The organism is Achromobacter sp. AONIH1, assembly GCF_002902905.1.
GTDB lineage: Bacteria > Pseudomonadota > Gammaproteobacteria > Burkholderiales > Burkholderiaceae_B > Achromobacter.
Genome location: NZ_CP026124.1, coordinates 3,194,649 through 3,216,264, shown reverse-complemented (window position 1 = coordinate 3,216,264; position 21,616 = coordinate 3,194,649). Strand labels below are relative to the sequence as shown.

The window sequence follows — 21,616 nt, the reverse complement described above, 5'->3', positions numbered from 1 at the left end:
GCGCCTCGCCCCGTGGACACCGGCGGGGTCGGCGCCGGCGACACCCCGCCTTGCGGGACTACAATACGGACCTCGCGGCGGCCCCTGTGGCCGCCGGCCTTTTTCCCCCGTCACGTCCCCATGCAACGCCTCGCACGCCTCCTGCCCGACCGCTTCACCCTCTACCTGATCTGCACCGTCATCATCGCCAGCATCGTGCCCGCGCACGGCAAGGGCGTGGCCGTGTTCGGCTGGATCACCAATATCGCGGTCGGCCTGCTGTTCTTCCTGCATGGCGCGCGCCTGTCGCGCGAGGCCGTCATCGCCGGGCTGACGCACTGGAAGCTGCACCTGACCATCTTCTCGGCCACGTTCCTGATGTTTCCGCTGCTGGGCCTGGCGCTCAAGCCGGTGTTGGAGCCGCTGGTCACGCCCGAGCTGTACCTGGGCATCCTGTTCCTGTGCTGCCTGCCCGCCACGGTGCAATCGGCGATCGCGTTCACATCCATGGCGCGCGGCAACGTGCCGGCGGCCGTGTGCAGCGCGTCGGCATCGAGCCTGCTCGGCATCTTCCTCACGCCGCTGCTGGTGGGCACGGTGGTGGCCAACGCCGGCAGCGCGCCGATCTCGTTCGACGCCGTGCTCAAGATCATGCTGCAACTGCTGCTGCCCTTCGTGCTGGGCCAGTTCGCGCGCCGCTGGATCGGCGCCTGGGTGCACCGGCGCAAGGCCATGCTGAAGTTCGTGGACCAGGGCTCGATCCTGCTGGTGGTGTACACCGCCTTCTCCGAAGCCATCAACGAAGGCCTGTGGAGCAGCACGCCGCTGCCGGCGCTGGCCGGGCTGGTGGCGGCCTGCGCGCTGATCCTGGCGCTGGCGCTGGGCCTGTCGACGCTGGCCGGCAAGGCGCTGGGCTTCAACATCGAAGACCGCATCACCCTGCTCTTCTGCGGCTCCAAGAAAAGCCTGGCCAGCGGCATCCCGATGGCCCAGGTGCTGTTCGCGGGCCATGCGGTGGGCGCCATCGTGCTGCCGCTGATGCTGTTCCACCAGATCCAGCTGATGGTCTGCGGCGTGCTGGCCGCGCGCTACGGCAAGCGGCCTGACACCCCGGCCTGACGGGAGCGCGGTCCCTGGAATGAAAAAACCACGCCGCGGCGTGGTTTTTCGTTTGGGCGCGCTGGATCTGACGCAAGGCGTTCAGTACATATCCTTCGGCTGCGCGCCGGAGAAGTTCAGGAAGCGCGTGCTGGAGCCCTGGAAGGTCAGGCGCACGGTGCCGATGGGACCGTTACGCTGCTTGCCGATGATGATCTCGGCCGTGCCCTTGTCCGGCGAATCGGGGTTGTAGACCTCGTCGCGGTAGATGAACAGGATCACGTCGGCGTCCTGTTCGATGGCGCCCGATTCGCGCAGATCGCTCATCACGGGGCGCTTGTTGGGGCGTTGTTCCAGGCTGCGGTTCAGCTGCGACAGCGCGATCAGCGGGCAGTTCAGCTCCTTGGCCAGGCCCTTGAGCGAACGGCTGATTTCCGACACTTCGGTGGCCCGGTTCTCGCCCGAACCGTTGCCCGACATCAGCTGCAGGTAGTCGATGATGATCAGACCGAGCTGGCCGCACTGGCGCGCCAGGCGCCGCGCGCGGGCGCGCACTTCCATGGGGCTGAGCGCGGGCGATTCGTCGATGTAGACCTGCGCGTCCTGCATCAGCTGCACCGCGTGGGTCACGCGCGGCCAGTCCTCGGCGATCAGCTTGCCGGTACGCATGCGGTGCTGGTCCAGCAGGCCGACCGAACCCAGCATACGCATGGCCAGCTGCACCGCGCCCATTTCCATGGAGAACACCGCCACGGGCAGGCCCTGCTCGATGGCGACGTGCTCGCCGATGTTCATCGAGAACGAGGTCTTGCCCATCGAGGGACGGCCCGCGACGATGATCAGGTCGCCGCCCTGCATGCCGGACGTCATCTTGTCCAGATCGGTGAAGCCCGTGGGCACGCCGGTCACGTCGGAACTGCCTTCGCGGTGATAGAGCTCGTCGATGCGCTCGACCACCTGCGTCAGCAGCGGCTGGATTTCCTGGAAGCCGGCCGCGCCGCGCGCCCCTTCCTGCGCGATCTGGAAGACCTTGGATTCGGCTTCGTCCAGCAGCTGGCGCGCTTCCTTGCCCTGCGGGTTCATGGCCGCCGACGAGATCTCGTCGGCGATCGACACCAGCTTGCGCAGCATGGCGCGCTCGCGCACGATCTCACCGTAGCGGCGGATGTTCGCGGCCGACGGCGTGTTGTGCGCCAGGGCGTTCAGGTAGGCCAGCCCGCCCGCGTCCTCGGCCTTGCCGGCGCTGACCAGCGACTCGTTCACCGTGATCACGTCGGCCGGACGGGCCAGGCCGATCAGGCGCGCGATGTGATGCCAGATGAGACGGTGGTCGTGGCGGTAGAAGTCTTCCTCGATCAGGACGTCGGCGATGCGGTCCCAGGCGCTGTTGTCCAGCAACAGGCCGCCCAGCACCGACTGCTCCGCCTCGATGGAATGGGGGGGAACGCGCAGGTATTCGAGCTGGGAATCGGCAGGATTGGTCATGGCTTCAAAAGTAAAGGCTGCAAGATATCCGCGACGCGGAAAAAGCCCTGCACGTCGCGCGACGGCAGCCGGCCCAGCAGCGGGCGCAGCGGCGCGGCGATGACGCGCAACACGCGCGCCAGCCGCCTCAGGCATTTTTTGACTTCGGCGTCGGGGTGATGCTCGAAATAGACGTCCAGCGCCAGTTTACCGAGCGAGCGGCCCACGTCATCGGGCAGCGTGCGCAGCGACGTGATCGAGGCCAGCATCTGGAACAGATCATAAGCCTGGGTCAGCGGACGCGACAGGGCCGAACCGATGTTCTCTTCGAAGTCGATGCGCCACAGCTCGCCTTCGCGCAGCGTAATGTTGCGGATCTGCGCGCCGCCGTGCCACAGCCCGCGCGCGTGAAAGGCCGCCAGATCCGCCGCGGCGGCGCGAGCCAGCCACAGGCGCGTGGTGGAATCCTCGTTGCGGATCAGGTCCGCCAGGTCTTCGCCCACGTATTCCAGCACCAGCAGGCCCCGCTCCCGCCACCAGACTTCCGGCACGCGGCAGCCGGCCTGCAACAGCGCCGACAGCCGTTCGGCCTCGTGCTCGAGGCCGTTCCGAAGCACCACGCCGGGGCGGGGAAACTCGCCCAGGAACAGCTTGCAGCCCAGGCCCAGGAACAGGGCGCGCGCGTAGCGCAGCGCATATGACAGGCCGCCGCCCAGGCTGGGCCGACGCCGCTTGATGACACAGCGCACGCCATCTATGGTCACTTCCCGCACCGAGGGCTCGCGCGACGCGTCCACGCTGTCTAGCCAGGCGCGCAGGCCGGGCGGCGCGTTGTGGTGAACGGGCGGCTGTGTCAATGGATCCTCGAGATGGAACGGCGGGCGGGAACGCCGGAATGCGCGCGGTCTGCGGCCAAAGCCCGACAGGCTACACGCTTTGATGCAAATGCAAAAAGAAAAAAAGCCGGCGCGCGGGCCGGCTTTTTTTCAGCGAAGCCGTCCTGGAATCAGGACAGGTCGCCCTCGACCAGAACGGTCACGTCGGACACGACGTCGGCGTGCAGAGCGACCTGGATCGGGTACTCGCCGATGGCCTTCAGGTGGCCGTTGGGCAGGCGGACCTGGGCCTTTTCGACCGCGAAGTCAGCCTTCTTCAGACCTTCGGCGATGTCGCCGTTGGTCACGGAACCGAACAGGCGGCCGTCGACGCCAGCCTTCTGGACGATCTTCAGCTGGTAGCCGTTCAGGCGCTCGCCCAGGGCTTGGGCAGCGGCCAGCTTCTCGGCTTGCAGCTTTTCCAGTTCAGCGCGGCGGGCTTCGAATTCCTTCAGGGCGGCGTCGGTGGCACGACGGGCCTTCTTCTGGGGGATCAGGAAGTTGCGGGCATAGCCGTCGCGCACGCGCACGACTTCGCCCAGGTTACCCAGGTTGACGACTTTTTCGAGCAGAATGACTTGCATTTTCAGTGCCCCGGATTAGTTGTGGTTGTCGGTGTAAGGCAACAGAGCCAGGAAGCGCGCGCGCTTGATGGCGGTGTCCAGCTGACGCTGGTAGATAGCCTTGGTGCCGGTCAGACGAGCCGGGATGATCTTGCCGTTTTCTTGCACGAAGTCGCGCAGGGTGTCCAGATCCTTGTAATCGATCTCTTCGACGCCGGCGGCGGTGAAGCGGCAGAACTTGCGACGCTTGAACAGCGGGTTCTGCTGCGTGAACTTGCGTTTTTCCTTGCGTTTTCCGAAGAAAGCCATGATGTGTACCTCTATGTTTGAGGGGCCTGGCCATGCCGTCGGCCCCATAACCTATCCGTTTGTCAGAAGGCGCTATGCGCCCCGTTCCTGTCCCGTCATGCCACCAGCGGATCGTGCCCTGCACTGCCGCCGGTCTTGCGCGCCTGCTGCAAATGCAGCTTGACCTTCACCGAATCCTTGCGGGTCGGGGCCAGAAAGCCCACTACCTGCAGTTCGGTGCCCAGCGCGATGCCCTTGAGCATCAGTGCCAGGTCGCCCAGCGCAACGGCCTGAAGCGTGAGTTCGACGCGGCGCGGAAGGCCAGCCTCGATCACTTCGGACTCGTGCGCCAGCAGCAATTCCAGCGCGGGCAATCCAGCGGGAGTGTGGCGCAAAGGCTCGCATTCGAGAACGCGGGCGCTGAGTTCCAGTCTATTCATCCTGCCAGTGCCAGTCGGACTTGCGCGGGTGCGGTCGCGCTAGCCCTGCTTACTCAGCCTGGGCGGCAGCGGCTTCAGCCGACGCCTTGCGGGCTTCCTCGCGCTCGACCGACTTCATCATGATCGAGGGGGTGGTCTGGGCCTTCTTGGTCTTGATGACCAGGTGGCGCAGCACGGCGTCGTTGTAGCGGAACGAGTGCTCCAGCTCATCAAGCGTGGCTTGGCCGCACTCGATGTTCAGGCAGACGTAGTGAGCCTTGACGAGCTTCTGGATCGGGTAGGCCAGTTGACGGCGGCCCCAGTCTTCCAGGCGATGGATCGAGCCGCCTTGGCCCGTGACCAGCGCTTGGTAACGCTCGACCATGGCGGGCACTTGCTCGCTTTGGTCGGGGTGAACGATAAACACCACTTCGTAGTGACGCATGAGTAAAACTCCTTGAGGATGTCCTGCTCGCCCGGCTTCGCCATTCAGCGCGCTTTTCAACGCGCTTGAAAGTGAAACGCCAAGCTTGCAAGGGGCAGCCCGCTGCTCAAAAAACATGAGCGGTCGAGCAAGAAAGCTCTCGATTATCGCCTATTGGCCTGTCAGACGCAAGCCAGACCGGCTCAAGAAATAAGGGACGCGCCAGATCCGCCCGATTCCCCGCCCTCGCGCGGCATTTCGGCAACAGGGGCGGCCGAGATGTCCTCGGGGCGGTTCACCACGCTGACCATCACATAGCTGATGATCATCAGCAGGAACCAGGAGCCCAGCTTGGCGATGGACACCATTTCCCAGCCGCCGGACTGGTTGGGATAGCGCCAGGCGTTGGCGAAGGTGCCGATGTTCTCGGCGAACCAGATGAACAAGGCCACCAGCACGAAGCCCAGCAGCAGCGGCATGCGGCGGTACTCGCGCCAGATGCGGAAATAGACCCAGGCGCGGCCGAACAGGAGCGCCGTCAGCGCGAACAGCAGCAGGCGGAAGTCGGCGATGAAATGGTGCGCGAAGAAATTCGCGTAGATCAGCGCCGACAGTGCCAGCGTGGCCGCCAGCGGCGGGTGGGCGCGGAAGCGGAAATCGAACAGCCGCCAGACCCGCGCCAGGTAGCTGCCCACCGCCGCGTACATGAAGCCGGTGAACAGCGGCACGCCGCCGATGCGCAGCAGATTGGCCTCGGGATAGATCCAGGAGCCGGCCGAGGTCTTGAAGATCTCCATGACGGTGCCGACCGCATGGAACATCAGGATCACCTTGGCCTCGGCCCAGGTCTCCATGCGCAGCAGCAACAGCGCGGCCTGGATGCCCAGCGCGGCCAGCGTCAGGAAGTCGTAACGCGCCAGCAGCGCGTCCTTGGGATACCACCAGTGCGTACCCAGCAGCAGCGCGCACATCAGGCCGCCGAACAGGCAGGCCCAGGCCTGCTTCGCGCCGAAGCGCAAGAATTCGTAGAGCGCGACGCCAAAACGGCCGCGGCCGGCCAGTTTCCCGGCCAGCCGCGCTTCCCATTGCTGCAATCCTGCGATGAGCGGCCAGTCGGAGGCCGCCGGATGCGTCATGGAGGAATCAGCCTTCGACCACGGCGTAGGCCGAGTGGTTGTGGATGGATTCGAAGTTCTCGGCCTCGACGCGGTAGCGGGCGATGCCGGGGTGCGCGTTCAGGCGGGCGGCCACGTCGCGCACCAGGTCCTCGACGAACTTGGGATTGTCGTAGGCGCGTTCGGTGACGTACTTCTCGTCCGGGCGCTTGAGCAGGCCCCACAGCTCGCAGGAGCCTTCATCCTCGATCAGGCGGATGACGCCGTCCATGCTGATGTCCGAACCCAGGATGGCCGAGACCGTGACGTGCGAGCGCTGGTTGTGCGCGCCGTACTCGGAGATGGCCTTCGAGCAGGGACAGAGGCTGGTGACCGGCACCTGCACGATCAGTTCGAATTCAACGCTGTCGCCCTGGGCGCGCGCGATCCACTGCACTTCGTAGTCCAGCAGGCTTTGCACGCCCGAGATGGGGGCGGACTTGTTGATGAAGTACGGGAAGGCCGCGGTGATGTCGCCGCGTTCGGCGTGCAGCAGCGGCAACATGTCGGCCGCCATCTGGCGGAACAGCTTGGGCGTCATGGGCGTGCTGCGGTATTTTTCCAGCAGGGCCACGAAGCGCGACATGTGGGTGCCCTTCTCCTCGGGCGGCAGGGCGACCGTGAGGGTCCAGTTGGCCACGGTGCCCTGGGGCGAACCGTCGGCGCTTTCGACCAGCATGGGATGGCGCACGCCGCGGATGCCGACGCGCTGGATCGGGATGTGACGCGTGTCCGTGGAACTCTGGACATCGGGCATCACGATGGCGGGATCAATCGGAGAATTCATTTCGGCTTACCTGTCTGGGAGGCGGGGCGGCGCTGCCGTGCCCGGCCCAGGAGTCTTTTGGAAGGGAGCCATTATCGCCCATACACCGGCAAGCGCCCGGGAAAACCCTTCTCTTTATAGGTTGGCGGGGCCGGAACAGACTGTTCCAGCCGGCCGCACAACCCCTCCGGCCTCAGCCCAGCAGGCTGGAAAACCGGGTGCGGATCGACTGCTCGATGCCAGAAGCGTCCAGGCCGACGCCGGCCAGCAGGGCGGATTGTTCGCCGTGGTCGATGAACTCGTCGGGCAGGCCCAGCTGCAACACCGGGATCTGCACACCAGCCGCGCTCAGCACTTCCAGCACGGCGCTGCCGGCGCCGCCCATGATGCAGGCCTCTTCCAGCGTGACCAGGGCGTCGTGGCGGCTGGCCAGGTCCAGGATCAGTTCGCGGTCGATCGGCTTGACGAAGCGCATGTCGGCCACCGTGGCGTCCAGCGCCTCGGCCGCGGCCTGCCCGGCCGGCAGCAGCGTGCCGAAGCCCAGGATGGCGATCTTGCGGCCCTCGCGCCGCACCACGCCGCGGCCCAGCTCGACCGTTTCCAGGCCGGGCGCCTCGGCCGCGCCACGGCCGGCGCCGCGCGGGTAGCGCACCGAGGCCGGGCCGGGATGCTGATAACAGGTGGACAGCAGCAGCCGCGCCTCGGCCTCGTCGGACGGCGTGGCCACCACCATGTTGGGAATGCAGCGCAGGAAGGCGATGTCGTAGTTGCCCGCGTGCGTGGCGCCGTCCGCGCCCACCAGGCCGGCGCGGTCCAGCGCGAAGGTGACGTCCAGGTTCTGCAGCGCCACGTCGTGGATCAGTTGGTCGTAGCCGCGCTGCAGGAAGGTGGAATAGATGGCGACCACCGGCTTCTGTCCCTCGCAGGCGATGCCGGCGGCGAAGGTCACGGCGTGCTGCTCGGCGATGCCCACGTCGAAGTAGCGCTGCGGGAAACGCTGCTCGAACTCGACCAGGCCGCTGCCCTCGCGCATGGCGGGCGTGATCGCGACCAGGCGCGAATCGGCCTCGGCCGTGTCGCACAGCCACTGGCCGAAGACCTGGGTGAAGCTGCGCTTGCCCGGACCCTTGGCCTGCTGGATGCCGACGGCCGGATCGAACTTGCCGGGACCGTGGTACAGCACGGGATCGGCCTCGGCCAGCTTGTAGCCCTGTCCTTTCTTGGTGACGACGTGCAGGAACTGCAGGCCTTGCAGCGCCTTCAGGTTCTGCAGCGTGGGCACCAGCGCGTCCAGGTCGTGGCCGTCGATCGGGCCTACGTAGTTGAAGCCGAATTCCTCGAACAGCGTGGCCGGCGTGACCATGCCCTTGGCGTGCTCCTCGAAGCGGCGTGCCAGTTCCAGCACCGGCGGCACGTGCTGCAGCACGGCGCGGCCGACGTTCTTGGCGGCGGCGTAGAAGCGGCCCGACATCAGCCGCGCGAAATAGCGGTTCAACGCCCCCACCGGCGGCGAGATCGACATGTCGTTGTCGTTCAGGATCACCAGCAGGTTGATATTGGGCGTGACGCCGGCGTTGTTCATGGCCTCGAACGCCATGCCGGCGGACATCGCGCCGTCGCCGATCACGGCGATGTGCTGGCGCTGCACGCCGGCGTTGCGCGAGGCCACCGCCATGCCCAGGGCGGCCGAGATCGAGGTGGACGAGTGCGCGGTGCCGAAGGCGTCGTATTCCGATTCGCTGCGCTTGGGAAAGCCGGAGATGCCGCCCAGCTGGCGCAGCTTGGCCATGCCGGCGCGGCGGCCGGTCAGGATCTTGTGCGGATAGGACTGATGGCCCACGTCCCAGACGATGCGGTCATGCGGCGTGTCGAATACCTGATGCAGGGCCAGCGTCAGTTCCACCGTGCCCAGGTTGGACGACAGGTGCCCGCCGGTCTTGGAGACCGATTCCAGCACGAATCCGCGCAGCTCCTCGGCCAGCCGTTTCAGCTCGCGGCGGTCCAGGCGCCTGAGGTCGGCCGGGGATTGGATGCTGTCCAGAAGTTCTGTCGTCATGCCTGTCGTCATGCTGTTGTTGCGGTTCGTTGCCCCGGCCTGCAGCCAGGCCGGGCATGTCAGGGATCAGCGATCCCGAAGTACGATGAAATCGGCCAGCTGGGCCAGGCGCAAGCCCGCGTCGCCCAGCGGTTCCAGCGCCGCCAGCGCGGTCGAGCGCAGTTCCCCGGCGAAGGCGCGCGCCTCGTCCAGGCCCAGCAGGGACACGTAGGTGGGCTTGTTCTCGGCGGCGTCCTTGCCCGGCGTCTTGCCCAGGCTGGCGCTGTCCGCCGTCACGTCCAGGATGTCGTCCACCACCTGGAAGGCCAGGCCCATGGCCTGCGCGTACACATCCAGTGCCTGGCGCGAGGCCGAGCTGGCGCCGGCCACGATGCCGCCCAGCGCCACGCTGCACGCCACCATCGCGCCGGTCTTCATGCTGTGCATGGTCTGCAGTTCGTCGCGCGACAGCGCACGGCCGACGCTGAACAGGTCGATGGCCTGGCCGCCGGCCATGCCCTGGCTGCCGGCGGCGCGCGCCAGCGACTGCGTGGCCTGCACGATCAGCGCGGGCGCGATCGGCATCGACGCCAGCAGGTCGAACGCCAGCGGCTGCAGGGCGTCGCCGGCCAGCATGGCGGTGGCTTCGTCGAACTGCACGTGGGCGGTGGGACGGCCGCGGCGCAGCGTGTCGTCGTCCATGCAGGGCAGGTCGTCGTGCACCAGCGAATAGGCGTGGATCAGTTCCACGGCCGCGGCCGCGCGGTCCAGCGAGGCCTCGATGGCGAGCACGCTGCCGCTGACGGGGCAGGCCTGGCCGGCCGCGTAGACCAGCGCCGCGCGCACGCGCTTGCCGCCGCCCAGCGTGGCGTAGCGCATGGCTTCGTGCAGGCGCGCGGGCAGCGCGTCGGCCGGGGGCAGCAGGTCGTCCAGGACGTCTTCGACGTGGCGGACACGGCCCTGCAGCCATTCCGGAAATGCGAGTTGAGTCTGCTTCATCCGAGTCTTATTCGTCGTCCAGCGCCGCCGGATCCAGCGGGCGCAGCAAGTCGCCCTCCAGCACTTTCACCTGCTGCTCGGCCTGCGCCAGGCGGTCCTGGCAGACGCGCGTGAGCTCGACGCCGCGGCGGTAGGCCGCCAGCGACTGCTCCAGCGGCAGCGAGCCGTCTTCCATGGCCGCGACCAGCGACTCCAGCTCGGCCAGCGCCGTTTCGAAATCCTGGGGCAAGGGGCGGTCGTCGACCTGCGGATCGGCTTGTGAAGGTTTGGCCAAAAGGGCCTCCGGGAACGCAATCGGGTGGATCAATCCGTGGATTGTACGAGATACCCACCGCCGGCCGCAGCGCTTGCGGGCCGGCCCCGCGCGGCGACGGCCGCGCCCGCCTCAGGCGCCGCCGGCCAGCCCTTCCACGGCATCGGCCAGCGATTGCGCTACGCGCCCGCGCAGCTCGGCCTCGCTGAGCAGGCTGGCGGGACCGCCACAGCTCATCACGAACACGCCCTCGCCCGTGAGCGAGACGAACGGCACCGCCACCGCGTTGATGTCCGACTGCCATTCGCCGATGGCGAAACAGCAGCCGGTCTCGCGCAGCTCGGCGCGCGCGCGGCAGATGACGGCATCGTCGGGGGCGGCCTCGCCCATGCGCGCCGCGAGCGCGGCGCATTCGTCTTCCGGCAGGCTGGCGAGGTAGGCGCGCCCCATGGCGCTGTCCAGGCTGGCGCGGTAGCCCACCGGCAGGCGCAGATACAGCGCGGACGAGCCGTGGACGGCCTCGACGTAGGTCATGGCGTCGCCGTCGAAGGCGCCCAGGGCCACGGCGCCGCCGGTCTGACGGGCCAGCTCGGTCATCGAGGCCTTGGCCAGCTCGCGCACTTCCAGGCCCGCCAGCAGGCCGTAGCCCAGCGCCAGCACGCCGTAGCCCGGCGAGTACTTGCCGGTGTCCGGGTGATAGCGCAGATAGCCCAGCTCGGTCAGCGTGTAGGTGATGCGGCTGATGGTGGGCTTGGGCAGGCCGGTCAGGCGGGCCAGGTCCAGGTTGCCCAGCGCGTTCACGCCATGGCGGAAGCAGCGCAGCACGTCCAGCCCGCGCGCCAGCGCGGTGATGAAGTCCGGCGAGGCCCCGCCCTCGCCCGTCACGGCCGCGCGCTTGCGCCGCGCGGGCTGGCTGAGCGCGAGTTTCTCGTCGGGCTTGGACGCAGGATGGGGGATGCGCTTGCGGTCAGAAAAGGATTGCATTTTCGTGCGCTTCGTTTTTATAGTTTATTTCGAATAACAAAACATAATTCCGTTAATCGAAATTCAGTAAGCGAAATTTAGTACGGCGCGAAAGATCTGGCAAGCCATCCGCAACGCCCCGACCCACGGAGCGTCCGGCCGCCGCCCCGGTCTCGCGACCAGGATCCGTCCGACTGACTTCATGGGGAAAACATGATTCGCACTGGCATCAAACTGCTTGCCGCCGCCCTGCTCGGCGCGGCCGCGCTGAGCGCGCAGGCCGACACCTATCCGTCTCGTCCGATCAAGGTGGTCTCGCCGTTCCCGGCGGGCGGCGCCACCGATGTGTTGACCCGGGTGCTGGCTGAACGCATGGCCAAGGATCTGGGCCAGCCCATGATCGTCGAGAACAAGGCCGGCGCCGGCACCTCCATCGGCGCGGCCTTCGTGTCGCGCGAGCCGCCTGACGGCTACACCATATTGATGGCGACCAACTCGACGCTGGTCACCAACCGCTACCTGTACAAGGAACTGCCCTATGACCCGGACGGCTTCGCGCCGATCGGCATGGTGGGCGTCGGCCCGCTGGTGCTGCTGTCCAGCCCCAAGCGGCCCTTCGCCAGCACCAGGGATCTGGTCGACTACGCCAAGCAGAACCCGGGCAAGCTGACCTTCGCCACCTTCGGCCCCGGCACCTCGTCGCACCTGGCCGGCGAACTGTTCAAGCAGCGCGCCGGCATCGACATCCTGCATGTGCCGTTCAAGGGCGCGACCCAGGCGCTGCCCGCGTTGATCAGCGGCGACGTGGACCTGTTCTTCGACATGGTCGCCACCGGGATGCCGCAGGCCGCGGCCGGCAAGGTCAAGGTCTTCGCCATCACCAGCCCCGGACGGCTGGCGACCGAACCGGCGCTGCCCACGCTGGCCGAGCAGGGCTACCAGGGCTTCGACATGACGGCCTGGTTCAGCTTCGTGGCGCCGCGCGGCACGCCCGAGCCGGTGCTGGAACGGCTGCGCAAGGCGCTGGCGGACGCGCTGGCGGACGATGCCGTGAAGCAGCGCCTGCTCGGCATGGGCATCGATCCGCGCTCGGGCACGCCCGCCGAGCTGCAGGCCCAGATCCGCAACGAGCAGCCCATCGTCTCGCAGCTCATCAAGCAGGCCGGCGTCGCCCTGCAATAGGAACACCCTGACGCGCGGGCTAACGCCTCGATACAGCACGCGCGCGCCGCCGGCTGCTAGGGTGTAGGCAGGCTGCGGCCCGCGCCGCGGCCCCGCGAGCGGACGCCTTTCCCTGTCCGCGCAAGGAGCCCGATGCCCGAATCCGACGATCGATACGCCCGCCTGGACGCCGCCCGCTGGCTGGCCGCCGTGGCCGTGGTGATGCTGCATGGCGCCGCGACCGTGGTCAGCGACCCGGCAGCCTACGGCAGCGGCGCCTGGCTGGCGGCCAACCTGTACGACTCGGCGGCCCGCTGGTGCGTGCCGGTGTTCGTGATGATCAGCGGCGCCCTGCTGCTGGACCCCGAACGGCCGCAGGACGCGCGCCGCTTCTACAGCCGCCGCGTGGCGCGGATCTGCGCGCCGCTGCTGTTCTGGACGCTGTTCTACCTGCTCTGGCGCACGGCGCTGGACTGGATCGACGACGGCCGGCTGGACCTGTCCTTCTGGCCGCGCAAGCTGGCCCATGGCGAGCCCTACTATCACCTGTGGTACCTGTACATGATCGTGGGCCTGTACCTGTTCGCGCCGCTGGTGCGCGCGCTGGCGGCGCGCAGTTCGCGCCAGGCCCGCGCCCTGTGGGTCGTGGGCATCCTTGGCCTGGCGATCCTGGACGCGCTGTACCGCCGCGCGCTGGACGCCCCGCCCGGCTTCTTCCTGACCTGGTTCCTGCCCTATCTGGGGTATTTCGTCGCCGGGCGCATGATCCACGCGGGCGAGCTGCGCATTCCCCGCCCCGGCCTGATGCTGGCGGCCAGCGTGGCCGCCACGGCCCTGGGCGTGTACCTGCTGTCCAGCTCACGGATGCTCAACACCTACTTCTATGACTACTTCAGCCTGACCGTGCCGTTCATGTCGCTGGCCGCGTTCCAGCTGATCGTGGACGCGCCGCGCCTGCCCCGGCTCGCGCGGCTGGCGCCGCTGACCTTCGGCGTCTACCTGATCCATCCGGTGTTCCTGGACCTGGCGCAGCGCGCGGGTCTGCTGCGCGGCGGCCACGGCACGGCCTGGACGCTGCCCTTGCTGACGGCGGCCGTGTTCGCCCTGTCGGCCGCGAGCAGCTGGCTGTTGCGGCGTCATCCCGCGACCCGCAGGCTGGTCTGAAAGGCGTAGGCCGAATGGATCGACGCCCGCCGCCAGGTGCCCAGAACGAGCCCGTTTGCGCCAGGTCAAGCGCAACCCCGTCTCGCCCCGCCAAGTCCCTTGCGCCATCATGGGCGCGGGAAAAAGGGTTGGGGTACAATTCACGCCTTATTTGATCGGCCAGACACCGATTTTTCTTCGCGCCAGAACGGGCACATTGCGGACCCTGATAGCGGAAACATCGGCGGTAAGCGTCGGCAGCAACGACGGCATCCGCCGCTTCCCCGGCACCTTGGGGGAACCCGCGAGGCCCGGGGCGATCCCAAGGTGGGATACGGCCAGGGCTGCAGGCAAAGCTCAGCCCGCCTGGCTTTTTTACCCGAGCGGAGGGAATCATGACCGACATCGGTCGGATGGCACATGTCGTGCCAGCTCGCACCCAGCTACCCGTCAGCGCGTATTTTGACGAAGCCCTCTTTGCCCGCGAGCAAGAACTCATTTTCAAGCAATCCTCGCAGTACGTCGGCCACCAGAAGCTGGTGCCCGAAGTGGGGGATTGGCGTACCCTGGTCCAGGAAAACGGAGGGCGTGTGCTGGTTCGCAACCAGCAAGGCGTCGATCTCATCTCAAATGTCTGCCGCCACCGTCAGGCGCTGATGCTTGGCGGAGAAACCGGCAACGTGGCCGGCAACTGCAACACGCACGGCAGCCTGAAGGCCACCGGGGGCAACATCGTCTGCCCCCTGCACCGCTGGACCTACAACAACCAGGGCGAGCTGCTGGGCGCGCCTCAGTTCGACACCACGCCCTGCATGAACCTGCAGAAGTTCCGCCTGCGCGATTGCCACGGCCTGCTGTTCGAAGGCCCGCGCGATCCCGCCTCGGACATGGCGCCGCTGTTCGCGCGGCCGGAGTTCGACTTCGGCGACTACGTGCTGGACCATGTGGAAGTGCACCAGTGCAACTACAACTGGAAAACCTTCATCGAGGTCTACCTCGAGGACTACCACGTCGGCCCGTTCCATCCGGGCCTGGGCCGCTTCGTCACCTGCGACGACCTGACCTGGGAGTTCAACGATTGGTACAGCCTGCAGAAGGTCGGCGTGCACAATGCGCTGGCCCAGCCGGGTTCCGAGGTCTACAAGCAGTGGCATGACCGGCTGCTGTCGTTCCGCGAGGGCGACGCGCCCGATTTCGGCGCGGTCTGGGTCACGTATTTCCCGACCCACATGATCGAGCTGTATCCGCACGTGCTGGTGCTGTCCACGCTGTACCCGAAGAGCCCGCAGGAAACGGTGAACGTGGTCGAGTTCTACTACCCCGAGGAAATCGCCGCCTTCGAGCGCGAGTTCGTCGAGGCGCAGCGCGCGGCCTACATGGAAACGGCGATCGAGGACGACGAGATCGCCGAGCGCATGGACGCCGGCCGCAAGGCCCTGATGCTGCGCGGCGTGAACGAGACCGGCCCGTACCAGTCGCCCATGGAAGACGGCATGCAGCACTTCCATGAATGGTACCGGCGCACCATGGGAGAGCCCTGAAGCCCGCCCCCAAGCCTGCTTCCGAGCCGCCTCACGCACAAGGGCCTCGCGGATATCCGCGAGGCCCTTGTCTTTTCCCTGCGCGTTTGCGGCCCGTGGCCCGGCTTCAGCGTCCGGTGACGCCCGCCACCGTGCGCTCGCCGATCGCCAGGCCCACCGTCATGCCCACGCCCGAGTGCATCACGGCGACCGTGGTCGCGTCGTCCACCGGCATGACCGAGAACGGCGCCGGGCCGTGCGCGCCATACACGCCCTGCCAGCGCTCGACCACGCGCAGCCGCGCGCCCAGCGCCTGCGAGGCCAGGTCCAGCATCGCGTTGTCGACCGCCTCGTCGTTGAACGGGGGCGCGTCCTGGCCGTACTGGTGCGAATCGCCGATGATCAGCTCGCCATAGGGCGTGGGGCTGACCAGCAGGTGGATGCCGTTATCCAGCAGCATGGGCGTGCGCGCCTGGATCACCTCGCGCAGCGCCAGCGCGGACGGCAGGTCCGAGAACGCGCCGTAGTGCACGCAGGACAGACCGGTCAACAGCGGCCGGTCCAGCGCGAACGGGGCCGACTCGAAGGCCGCGCGCAGCATCTGCAGGCGCGTGACTTCCAGGTTCAGCGGCGCGAAGCGTTCCGGCAGCAGCGTCAGGTAATCATGGCCGGGGCAGACGAACACATGATCGCCACGGAACTCGCCGGCAGTGGTCGCCACCCGGCCCTGCTCCACCGCGCGCGCCAGCGTGCCGGTGATGAAGGTCACGCCCAGCGATTCCGCCAGATAGCGGGTGATGGCGGGCAGCGCCTCGCGCGAATAGATCTGCAGATCGTCCAGGCCGCGCAGCGCGGCGCAGTGGTGCGCCAGGCGGCCGTCGTACAGCGCGGCGACCTCGCGGCCCGACAGCAGCTCGGCGCGATAGCCTTCCTGCCGCAGACGCGTGTCGGCGAACTCCTGCAGCACGTCGGCCTCGTCGGCGTTGCGCGCCAGCACCAGCGCGCCGTTGGCGCGCACATGAAAGCCCGCCTTGGCGGCCAGGTCCAGCCACAGCTCGCGCGCCTGCTGCGCATGCGACAGCATCATGCCGGGCGCCTGGCCGGTCACGATCACCTGGCCAAAGTTGCGGATCGTGGCGCCGTGCGCCTGGCGGCTGCGCTCGATCACGGCCACCGACAGCCCGCGCTTGGCGGCCGCCCAGGCATGCGCGATGCCAAGCATGCCCGCGCCCACCACGATTACGTCAAAATTCTTCATGTGTAGAGAACCCACCTCCGAAGCGCTTGGGCGCTTCCCCCTCAAGGGGGCGCCGCGACGGACCGGCAAAGCCGGTTCCGTGCGGCCCCGCCCGGCTTCGGCGGGAAGCGTTTCAACGCGACGAAGAACGGAAAGGTGAAACTGAAAGGTGAACCGGGATGAAGCGGGCAGCGCCCTCGCGGCGCTGCCCTGCCGCCTGCCTGCTTACTTCTTCTTCGGCTCGGACTTGCCGTCGTAGCGCTTGGTCCACTCGGCGATGATGCGATCGCGGTTGGTGGCGGCCCAGGTGAAGTCGTTCTTGATCATGCGCTTGGTCAGATCGGCCGGCAGGTTCGGGTTGGACGTGGCGATCGACGGGATGGCCAGCACGGCGAAGTTGGCCTTGTACAGCTCGTTGGCCTCGCGGCTGGCGGAGAAGTCGGCCAGCTTGCGGGCGGCTTCCAGGTTCTTGGTGCCCTTGACGATGGCGGTGGCTTCGACTTCCCAGCCCAGGCCTTCCGACGGGAACACGGCTTCGACCGGCGCGCCGTCGGCCTTCAGCTTGGCGGCGCGGTAGTCGAACGAGACGCCGATCGGGAACTCGCCCGAGGCGGCCAGGTTGCAAGGCTTGGAGCCCGAGTGCGTGTACGAGCCGATGTTCTTGTGCAGGGCGTCCATGTAGGCCCAGCCCTTCTCTTCGCCGAAGATCTGCAGCCAGGCGCTGACGTCCAGGAAGCCGGTGCCCGACGAGGCCGGGTTCGGCATGACGATCTTGCCGGCGTACTCGGGCTTGGTCAGGTCCTGCCACGACGTGGGCTTGGGCAGCTTCTGCTTTTCGGCCTCGACGGTGTTGAAGCAGATGGCGGCGGCGAAGCCGTCCATGCCGACCCAGGAGGGCTCGGCCTTGGCGTCACGCATGTTGGCGGCGATCTGGTCCAGGCGCTTGGGGGCGTAGGGCTGCAGCATGCCTTCCTTGTCCATCAGGCCCAGCGAGGTGCCGGCCAGGCCCCAGATGGCGTCGGCCTTGGGGTTGTTCTTCTCGGCCAGCAGCTTGGCGGTGATGATGCCGGTGGAATCGCGCACCCACTGGATCTTGATGTCGGGATTGGCCTTCTCGAACGCGGCCTGGTAGGCCTTGATCTGGTCGGCTTCCAGCGCGGTGTAGACCGTCAGCGTGGTCTCGGCGGAGGCGGCGCCCATCACGCCCGACAGGGCGGCGGCCAGGGCAAGCAGCTTGTAGCGATTCATGTGTGTACTCCGTGGATGAGCGGAAAAAAGACTGATGAAGGTCACGCGGCTGGCCGGATGGCCGCCGCGCAGGTCGTGCGAAAACGTCGCAGGGAAAAAAAAAGTGGCGGGCAGCTCAGGGACGCTGGCCCGCCGCCAGCCGGCGTTCGATGTCGGAGATCACGGCCGGCAGGTCGGCCACCGTGTCGATCAGGTAATGCGGCGCAGCGCCGGACAGCTCGGCGTCGGCCCGGGCGCGGGCGGCGTCGCGGCCAGCCTCGTCCAGGCTCAGGTATTCCTCCAGCGTCAGGCCGGCGGCGTTGCCGGACAGCAGCAGGCCCACCGTCCACATGCCGGCGCGGCGGCCTTCCTCGATGCCGGGGGCGGTGTCGTCGACCTTGACGCAGGCGGCCACGTCGGACAGGCCCAGCTCGATCACGTTCTTCAGCGCCATGGCCGGCGCGGGACGCGCGCGCGGCACCTCGTCGCTGGCGACGATGCATTCGGGCTCCAGCCCCTCGGTGGCGGCGCGCTCGATCACGCGGCGCATCACGCTGGCCGGGTAGCCCGAGCACGAACCGATCTTCAGGCCGCGCTGGCGCAATGCGCGCAGCTGCTCGGCGGCGCCGGGAATCGCGGCCGAGTACTGCGCCACTTTTTCCAGCTGCATGGGCAGGAAGCGCTCGTAGATGGCGGTGACGTCGTCATCGGTCGGCAGGCGGCCGAAACGCGCCTCGTACTGGGACGCGATGGCGGGCAGGTCGCACAGCGTGCGGATGTGGTCCCACTTGCCCATGCCCATGGGGCCGCGGGCCACTTCCAGCGACATCTCCACGCCGAACTGCGCGAAAGCGTCGACGAACACCTTGGTGGGCGCGAAGGAGCCGAAGTCGACCAGCGTGCCGGCCCAGTCGAAGATCACCGCCTCCAGGCGGACGGGCAGGGTTTTGGCAGTCATGTAGTCATCCTTGTCTTGAATCGTTGCGGTCAGGCGGCGGCCGGGCGGCGCCAGGCCTGAGTGCGGGCCAGCATGGCGCGGCTGGCCAAATGCAGCGCCAGCGAGGCGACCGCCGAGCTGGCCATGATCACGGCGCACATGGCGGCGGCCGGGCCGATGAAGCCGGCGTCATCCATGTTCAGCACCGCCACCGCGGCCAACACGGTCTTGGGGCTGTACAGGAACACCACGGCGGACACCGTCGTCATGGCGGACACGAACAGGTAGCGGGCCACGTCCAGCGCCGCGGGCAGGCACATCGGCAGCGTGACGCGCAGGAACGTGGTCAGGCGCGGCACCTTGAGCGAGGCCGAGGCGGCCTCGAACTCCGGATCCAGCGCGTTGAGCGCCGTGGTCGCGGTCAGGTGGGCGCTGGTGTAGAAGTGCACGATGGTGCACAGGACCAGCAGCGGCATGGTGCCGTACAGCAGGTTCAGCGGATTGGACGGGCTGTTGAAGAAGAAGATGTAGCCCAGGCCCAGCACCAGCCCCGGCACCGCCATGGGCATCAGCGCCAGCATGCCGGCCAGGCCGCGCAGGCCACGGGCGGCGGCGCCGCGCGCCGGCACCTTTTCCATCATCCAGGCGCCGCTGAACACCGCCGCCGTGCCCAGCAGGGCCGTGCAGAACGCCAACTCCAGGCTGTTGCGCCAGGCCAGCCAGCCGCCGCCGTCCATGTTGTCGAAGTCATAGGAACGCAGCGACATGGACAGGTTGTACGGCCACATCTTCACGAACGAGGCCCACACCGCCACGCCCACTATCAGCAGGATCAGCGCCGCCATGACGCAGGCCAGCGCCAGGAAGGCCGCGTCGCGCCGGCGGTTCGGGCCCGCCGCGTAGGGCTGGGCGCGACCGCTCATCTGGGCGCCCTGGCGGGCGCGCAGGCGGCGGTCCAGCACGAAGGTCAGCACGGCGGGCAGCAGCAGCATCAGGCCGATGGCCGCGCCCTTGGAGAAGTTCTGCTGGCCGACCACCGCCTTGTAGGCTTCCATCGCCAGCACGTTGTAATCGCCGCCCACCACCTTGGGCACGCCGAAGTCGGTGACGGTCAGCGTGAACACCACGCAGCAGGCCGAGAACACCGCATAGCGCGTGCCCGGCAGGGTCACGGTCATGAAGGTGCGCCAGTGTCCGGCGCCCATGGCGCGGGCGGCGTCGTAGAGCCGGCCATCGGCCAGGGCCAGGCCGGTCAGGAGGATCATCAGCGCATGCGGGAAGGTATAGAACGCCTCGCCGACCACGATGCCCCAGAAACCATAGATGGTGGCGCCGCCGGTCAGGCCCTTGAGCAGGCCCTGGTTGCCCAGCAGGTACACCAGCGCGATGCCGGGCAGCAGCGACGGCGCCAGCAGCGGCAGCAGCGCCGTGATGCGCAACAGGCCCTTGCCGGGCAGGCGGGTGCGCGTCAGGCCGTAGGCGAAGGCGTAGGCGGCGGGCACCACCAGCAGCGTGGTGACCATGCCCACGGCCAGGCTGCGCCCGACCATGGCGAGAAAACCGTCGCCGGCGATGATGCCGGTCATCACGGACAGCCCGACCCAGGCGCCGTCGCCGTCGGTCACGGACTTGATCAGGATGGCGAGCAGCGGCAGCGCCAGGAACAGCGCCAGCCCCAGCACCAGCGCGCCCTGCCCCAGGCCCAGGCCGGCGGAGCCGACCCAGCGCGGCAGCGGGCGGCGGCCCAGCGCGGGGAACGAGGCGGCGGGCGTCACCGGGGGCGCCGGCGTCAGGGGCGGCTGGCTCACGGCGGCGGGCGCGGCGTCGGCGGCGGGCGCGGAACCCGCGTCAAGCGTAGGCGCGAATCGCATGGCGCGGCAGCTCCACCCAGCAGCGGCTGGCGGCGTGAGGGCCCAGCAGGGCGTCTCCGGTTTCGGGGGACACGATGGAATGCACGGTGGCGCCGGGCACGCCTTCCAGGCGCAAGGCCAGGCGGTAGCCACGGCCCAGGAACACGCCGTCGAGCACGTCGGCCAGCATGGCGTTGGGCTGTTCCGGCCGCACGGCGCTGACGCGCACGGCCTCGGGGCGCACGAACAGGCGGCCGGACGCGGCGTCCAGCGCCTCGTCCACGGCCAGTTCCTGGCGGCCCACGCGGGCGCGGTGCGCGTCGATGCGCTCGAACGGCAGCCAGTTGGCCTCGCCCACGAAGTCGGCGATGAAGGCCGAGCCGGGCTGGCGGTAGAGTTCGCGCGGCGTGCCGAACTGCTCGATGACGCCGCCGTTCATGACGGCGATGCGGTCGGCCATGACCATGGCCTCTTCCTGATCGTGCGTGACCATCAGCGTGGTGATGGACAGGCGCTTCTGCAGCGCGCGCAATTCGATGCGCAGGTGCTCGCGCACGCGGGCGTCCAGCGCCGACATGGGCTCGTCCAGCAGCAGCAGGGACGGCGACGGCGCCAGCGCGCGGGCCAGGGCCACGCGCTGCTGCTGGCCGCCGGAAATCTGTCCCGGATATTTATTGGCGGCGCCGGCCAGGCCCACCAGCGTCAGCATTTCCTCGACCCTGCCCGCCACGTGCTTGCGATGCGCGCGCTTGCCGCTCAGGCCGTAGGCGACGTTCTGCGCCACGGTCAGATTGGGAAACAGGGCATAGGACTGAAACAGAATGCCGTAGTCGCGTTCCTGCGGCTCGGCATGGGAGATGTCGCGGCCGGACAGCGTGATGACGCCGCTGTCCTGGCGTTCCAGCCCGGCGATGGCGCGCAGCAGCGTGGTCTTGCCGCAGCCCGAGGGGCCCAGCAGGCAGACCAGCTCGCCGGCGCGGATATCCAGCGACACATCGGCCAATGCGGTGTGGGCGCCGAAGCGCTTGACCAGGTTGCGTACCGTCAGGAAGCCGCCGCGCGCGCCGGGCTGGCCGCTGCGCGCCGAGGGCGGCGTTTCCGGGGACGCTGCCGCCGAAATAGAGTCGCTGTCGTGTTGGGGCATGACGCCTCCGGTAGGGGAACAGCGGCAGTATGGGAGCGGCTTATTGTGCGTTTATGACACTTCGCACAAAGGTAGTAATAAAAACATCAAATTATTTTGGTGTACTGGCGATCCTGC

Annotated in this window: 21 protein-coding genes; 4 read left to right on the top strand and 17 right to left on the bottom strand. The window is 68.0% G+C overall.

The window, feature by feature from the left end; translation table 11 throughout:
- Positions 1–120: 120 nt before the first annotated feature.
- A complete protein-coding gene (locus C2U31_RS14715; RefSeq protein ID WP_103273438.1) occupies positions 121–1,098 on the top strand; it encodes a bile acid:sodium symporter family protein in 978 nt (325 codons plus the stop codon).
- A gap of 81 nt (positions 1,099–1,179) precedes the next feature.
- Here the strand turns inward: C2U31_RS14715 and C2U31_RS14710 are convergent, their stop codons facing one another.
- The 12 genes from C2U31_RS14710 to C2U31_RS14655 form a co-directional block, all read right to left on the bottom strand.
- Positions 1,180–2,562, bottom strand: a complete 1,383-nt coding sequence (locus C2U31_RS14710; RefSeq protein WP_103273437.1) for a replicative DNA helicase — start codon at positions 2,560–2,562, stop codon at positions 1,180–1,182.
- Complete coding sequence (locus C2U31_RS14705) at positions 2,559–3,398, bottom strand: RIO1 family regulatory kinase/ATPase (protein ID WP_103273436.1); 840 nt, start codon at positions 3,396–3,398, stop codon at positions 2,559–2,561. The genes C2U31_RS14710 and C2U31_RS14705 overlap by 4 nt, the downstream gene beginning before the upstream one ends.
- A gap of 149 nt (positions 3,399–3,547) precedes the next feature.
- Positions 3,548–4,000 (bottom strand): 50S ribosomal protein L9, encoded by a 453-nt coding sequence (gene rplI, locus C2U31_RS14700; protein WP_103273435.1) that lies wholly within the window; start codon positions 3,998–4,000, stop codon positions 3,548–3,550.
- A 15-nt stretch (positions 4,001–4,015) separates the two neighbouring features.
- Entirely contained in the window at positions 4,016–4,288 is a 273-nt protein-coding gene (gene rpsR, locus C2U31_RS14695) for a 30S ribosomal protein S18 (RefSeq protein WP_006218308.1), read from the bottom strand.
- A gap of 95 nt (positions 4,289–4,383) precedes the next feature.
- A complete protein-coding gene (priB, locus tag C2U31_RS14690; RefSeq protein WP_103273434.1) occupies positions 4,384–4,707 on the bottom strand; it encodes a primosomal replication protein N in 324 nt (107 codons plus the stop codon).
- 49 nt (positions 4,708–4,756) lie between these two features.
- Complete coding sequence (gene rpsF, locus C2U31_RS14685; protein WP_063952835.1) at positions 4,757–5,131, bottom strand: 30S ribosomal protein S6; 375 nt, start codon at positions 5,129–5,131, stop codon at positions 4,757–4,759.
- A 182-nt stretch (positions 5,132–5,313) separates the two neighbouring features.
- Positions 5,314–6,246: a DUF817 domain-containing protein gene (locus C2U31_RS14680; RefSeq protein WP_103273433.1), complete on the bottom strand. Its 933-nt coding sequence runs from the start codon at positions 6,244–6,246 to the stop codon at positions 5,314–5,316.
- Positions 6,247–6,253: 7 nt separating this feature from the next.
- Entirely contained in the window at positions 6,254–7,051 is a 798-nt protein-coding gene (gene folE2 / locus C2U31_RS14675; protein ID WP_103273432.1) for a GTP cyclohydrolase FolE2, read from the bottom strand.
- Positions 7,052–7,223: 172 nt separating this feature from the next.
- Complete coding sequence (gene dxs / locus C2U31_RS14670) at positions 7,224–9,086, bottom strand: 1-deoxy-D-xylulose-5-phosphate synthase (protein WP_103273431.1); 1,863 nt, start codon at positions 9,084–9,086, stop codon at positions 7,224–7,226.
- Positions 9,087–9,152: 66 nt separating this feature from the next.
- Positions 9,153–10,064 carry a polyprenyl synthetase family protein gene (locus C2U31_RS14665; protein ID WP_103273430.1) on the bottom strand — a complete coding sequence of 304 codons (912 nt, stop codon included), beginning with the start codon at positions 10,062–10,064 and terminating at the stop codon, positions 9,153–9,155.
- A gap of 7 nt (positions 10,065–10,071) precedes the next feature.
- A complete protein-coding gene (locus C2U31_RS14660) occupies positions 10,072–10,338 on the bottom strand; it encodes an exodeoxyribonuclease VII small subunit (protein WP_103273429.1) in 267 nt (88 codons plus the stop codon).
- Between the two features lie 111 nt (positions 10,339–10,449).
- Entirely contained in the window at positions 10,450–11,301 is an 852-nt protein-coding gene (locus C2U31_RS14655) for an IclR family transcriptional regulator (RefSeq protein ID WP_103273428.1), read from the bottom strand.
- 192 nt (positions 11,302–11,493) lie between these two features.
- Between C2U31_RS14655 and C2U31_RS14650 the strand changes: the two genes are divergently transcribed.
- The 3 genes from C2U31_RS14650 to C2U31_RS14640 all read left to right on the top strand — a co-directional run bounded on the left by C2U31_RS14650 (position 11,494) and on the right by C2U31_RS14640 (position 15,125).
- Positions 11,494–12,462: a tripartite tricarboxylate transporter substrate binding protein gene (locus C2U31_RS14650; protein WP_103273427.1), complete on the top strand. Its 969-nt coding sequence runs from the start codon at positions 11,494–11,496 to the stop codon at positions 12,460–12,462.
- A gap of 132 nt (positions 12,463–12,594) precedes the next feature.
- The gene (locus C2U31_RS14645) at positions 12,595–13,605 is read left to right on the top strand and encodes an acyltransferase (RefSeq protein ID WP_103273426.1); all 1,011 of its coding nucleotides are present in this window, start codon (positions 12,595–12,597) and stop codon (positions 13,603–13,605) included.
- A gap of 374 nt (positions 13,606–13,979) precedes the next feature.
- A complete protein-coding gene (locus tag C2U31_RS14640) occupies positions 13,980–15,125 on the top strand; it encodes an aromatic ring-hydroxylating dioxygenase subunit alpha (protein ID WP_103273425.1) in 1,146 nt (381 codons plus the stop codon).
- 106 nt (positions 15,126–15,231) lie between these two features.
- On the opposite strand, the gene C2U31_RS14635 is transcribed toward C2U31_RS14640, so the two are convergent.
- The 5 genes from C2U31_RS14635 to C2U31_RS14615 form a co-directional block, all read right to left on the bottom strand.
- Positions 15,232–16,362 carry a TIGR03364 family FAD-dependent oxidoreductase gene (locus tag C2U31_RS14635; RefSeq protein WP_103273424.1) on the bottom strand — a complete coding sequence of 377 codons (1,131 nt, stop codon included), beginning with the start codon at positions 16,360–16,362 and terminating at the stop codon, positions 15,232–15,234.
- A gap of 204 nt (positions 16,363–16,566) precedes the next feature.
- Positions 16,567–17,589: a putative 2-aminoethylphosphonate ABC transporter substrate-binding protein gene (locus C2U31_RS14630; protein ID WP_103273423.1), complete on the bottom strand. Its 1,023-nt coding sequence runs from the start codon at positions 17,587–17,589 to the stop codon at positions 16,567–16,569.
- Between the two features lie 115 nt (positions 17,590–17,704).
- Positions 17,705–18,526 carry a phosphonoacetaldehyde hydrolase gene (gene phnX / locus C2U31_RS14625; RefSeq protein ID WP_103273422.1) on the bottom strand — a complete coding sequence of 274 codons (822 nt, stop codon included), beginning with the start codon at positions 18,524–18,526 and terminating at the stop codon, positions 17,705–17,707.
- A 29-nt stretch (positions 18,527–18,555) separates the two neighbouring features.
- Complete coding sequence (locus C2U31_RS14620) at positions 18,556–20,376, bottom strand: putative 2-aminoethylphosphonate ABC transporter permease subunit (protein WP_103273421.1); 1,821 nt, start codon at positions 20,374–20,376, stop codon at positions 18,556–18,558.
- Entirely contained in the window at positions 20,354–21,499 is a 1,146-nt protein-coding gene (locus C2U31_RS14615) for a putative 2-aminoethylphosphonate ABC transporter ATP-binding protein (RefSeq protein WP_233772781.1), read from the bottom strand. Before C2U31_RS14615 ends, C2U31_RS14620 begins: the two co-directional genes overlap by 23 nt.
- Positions 21,500–21,616: the final 117 nt, after the last annotated feature.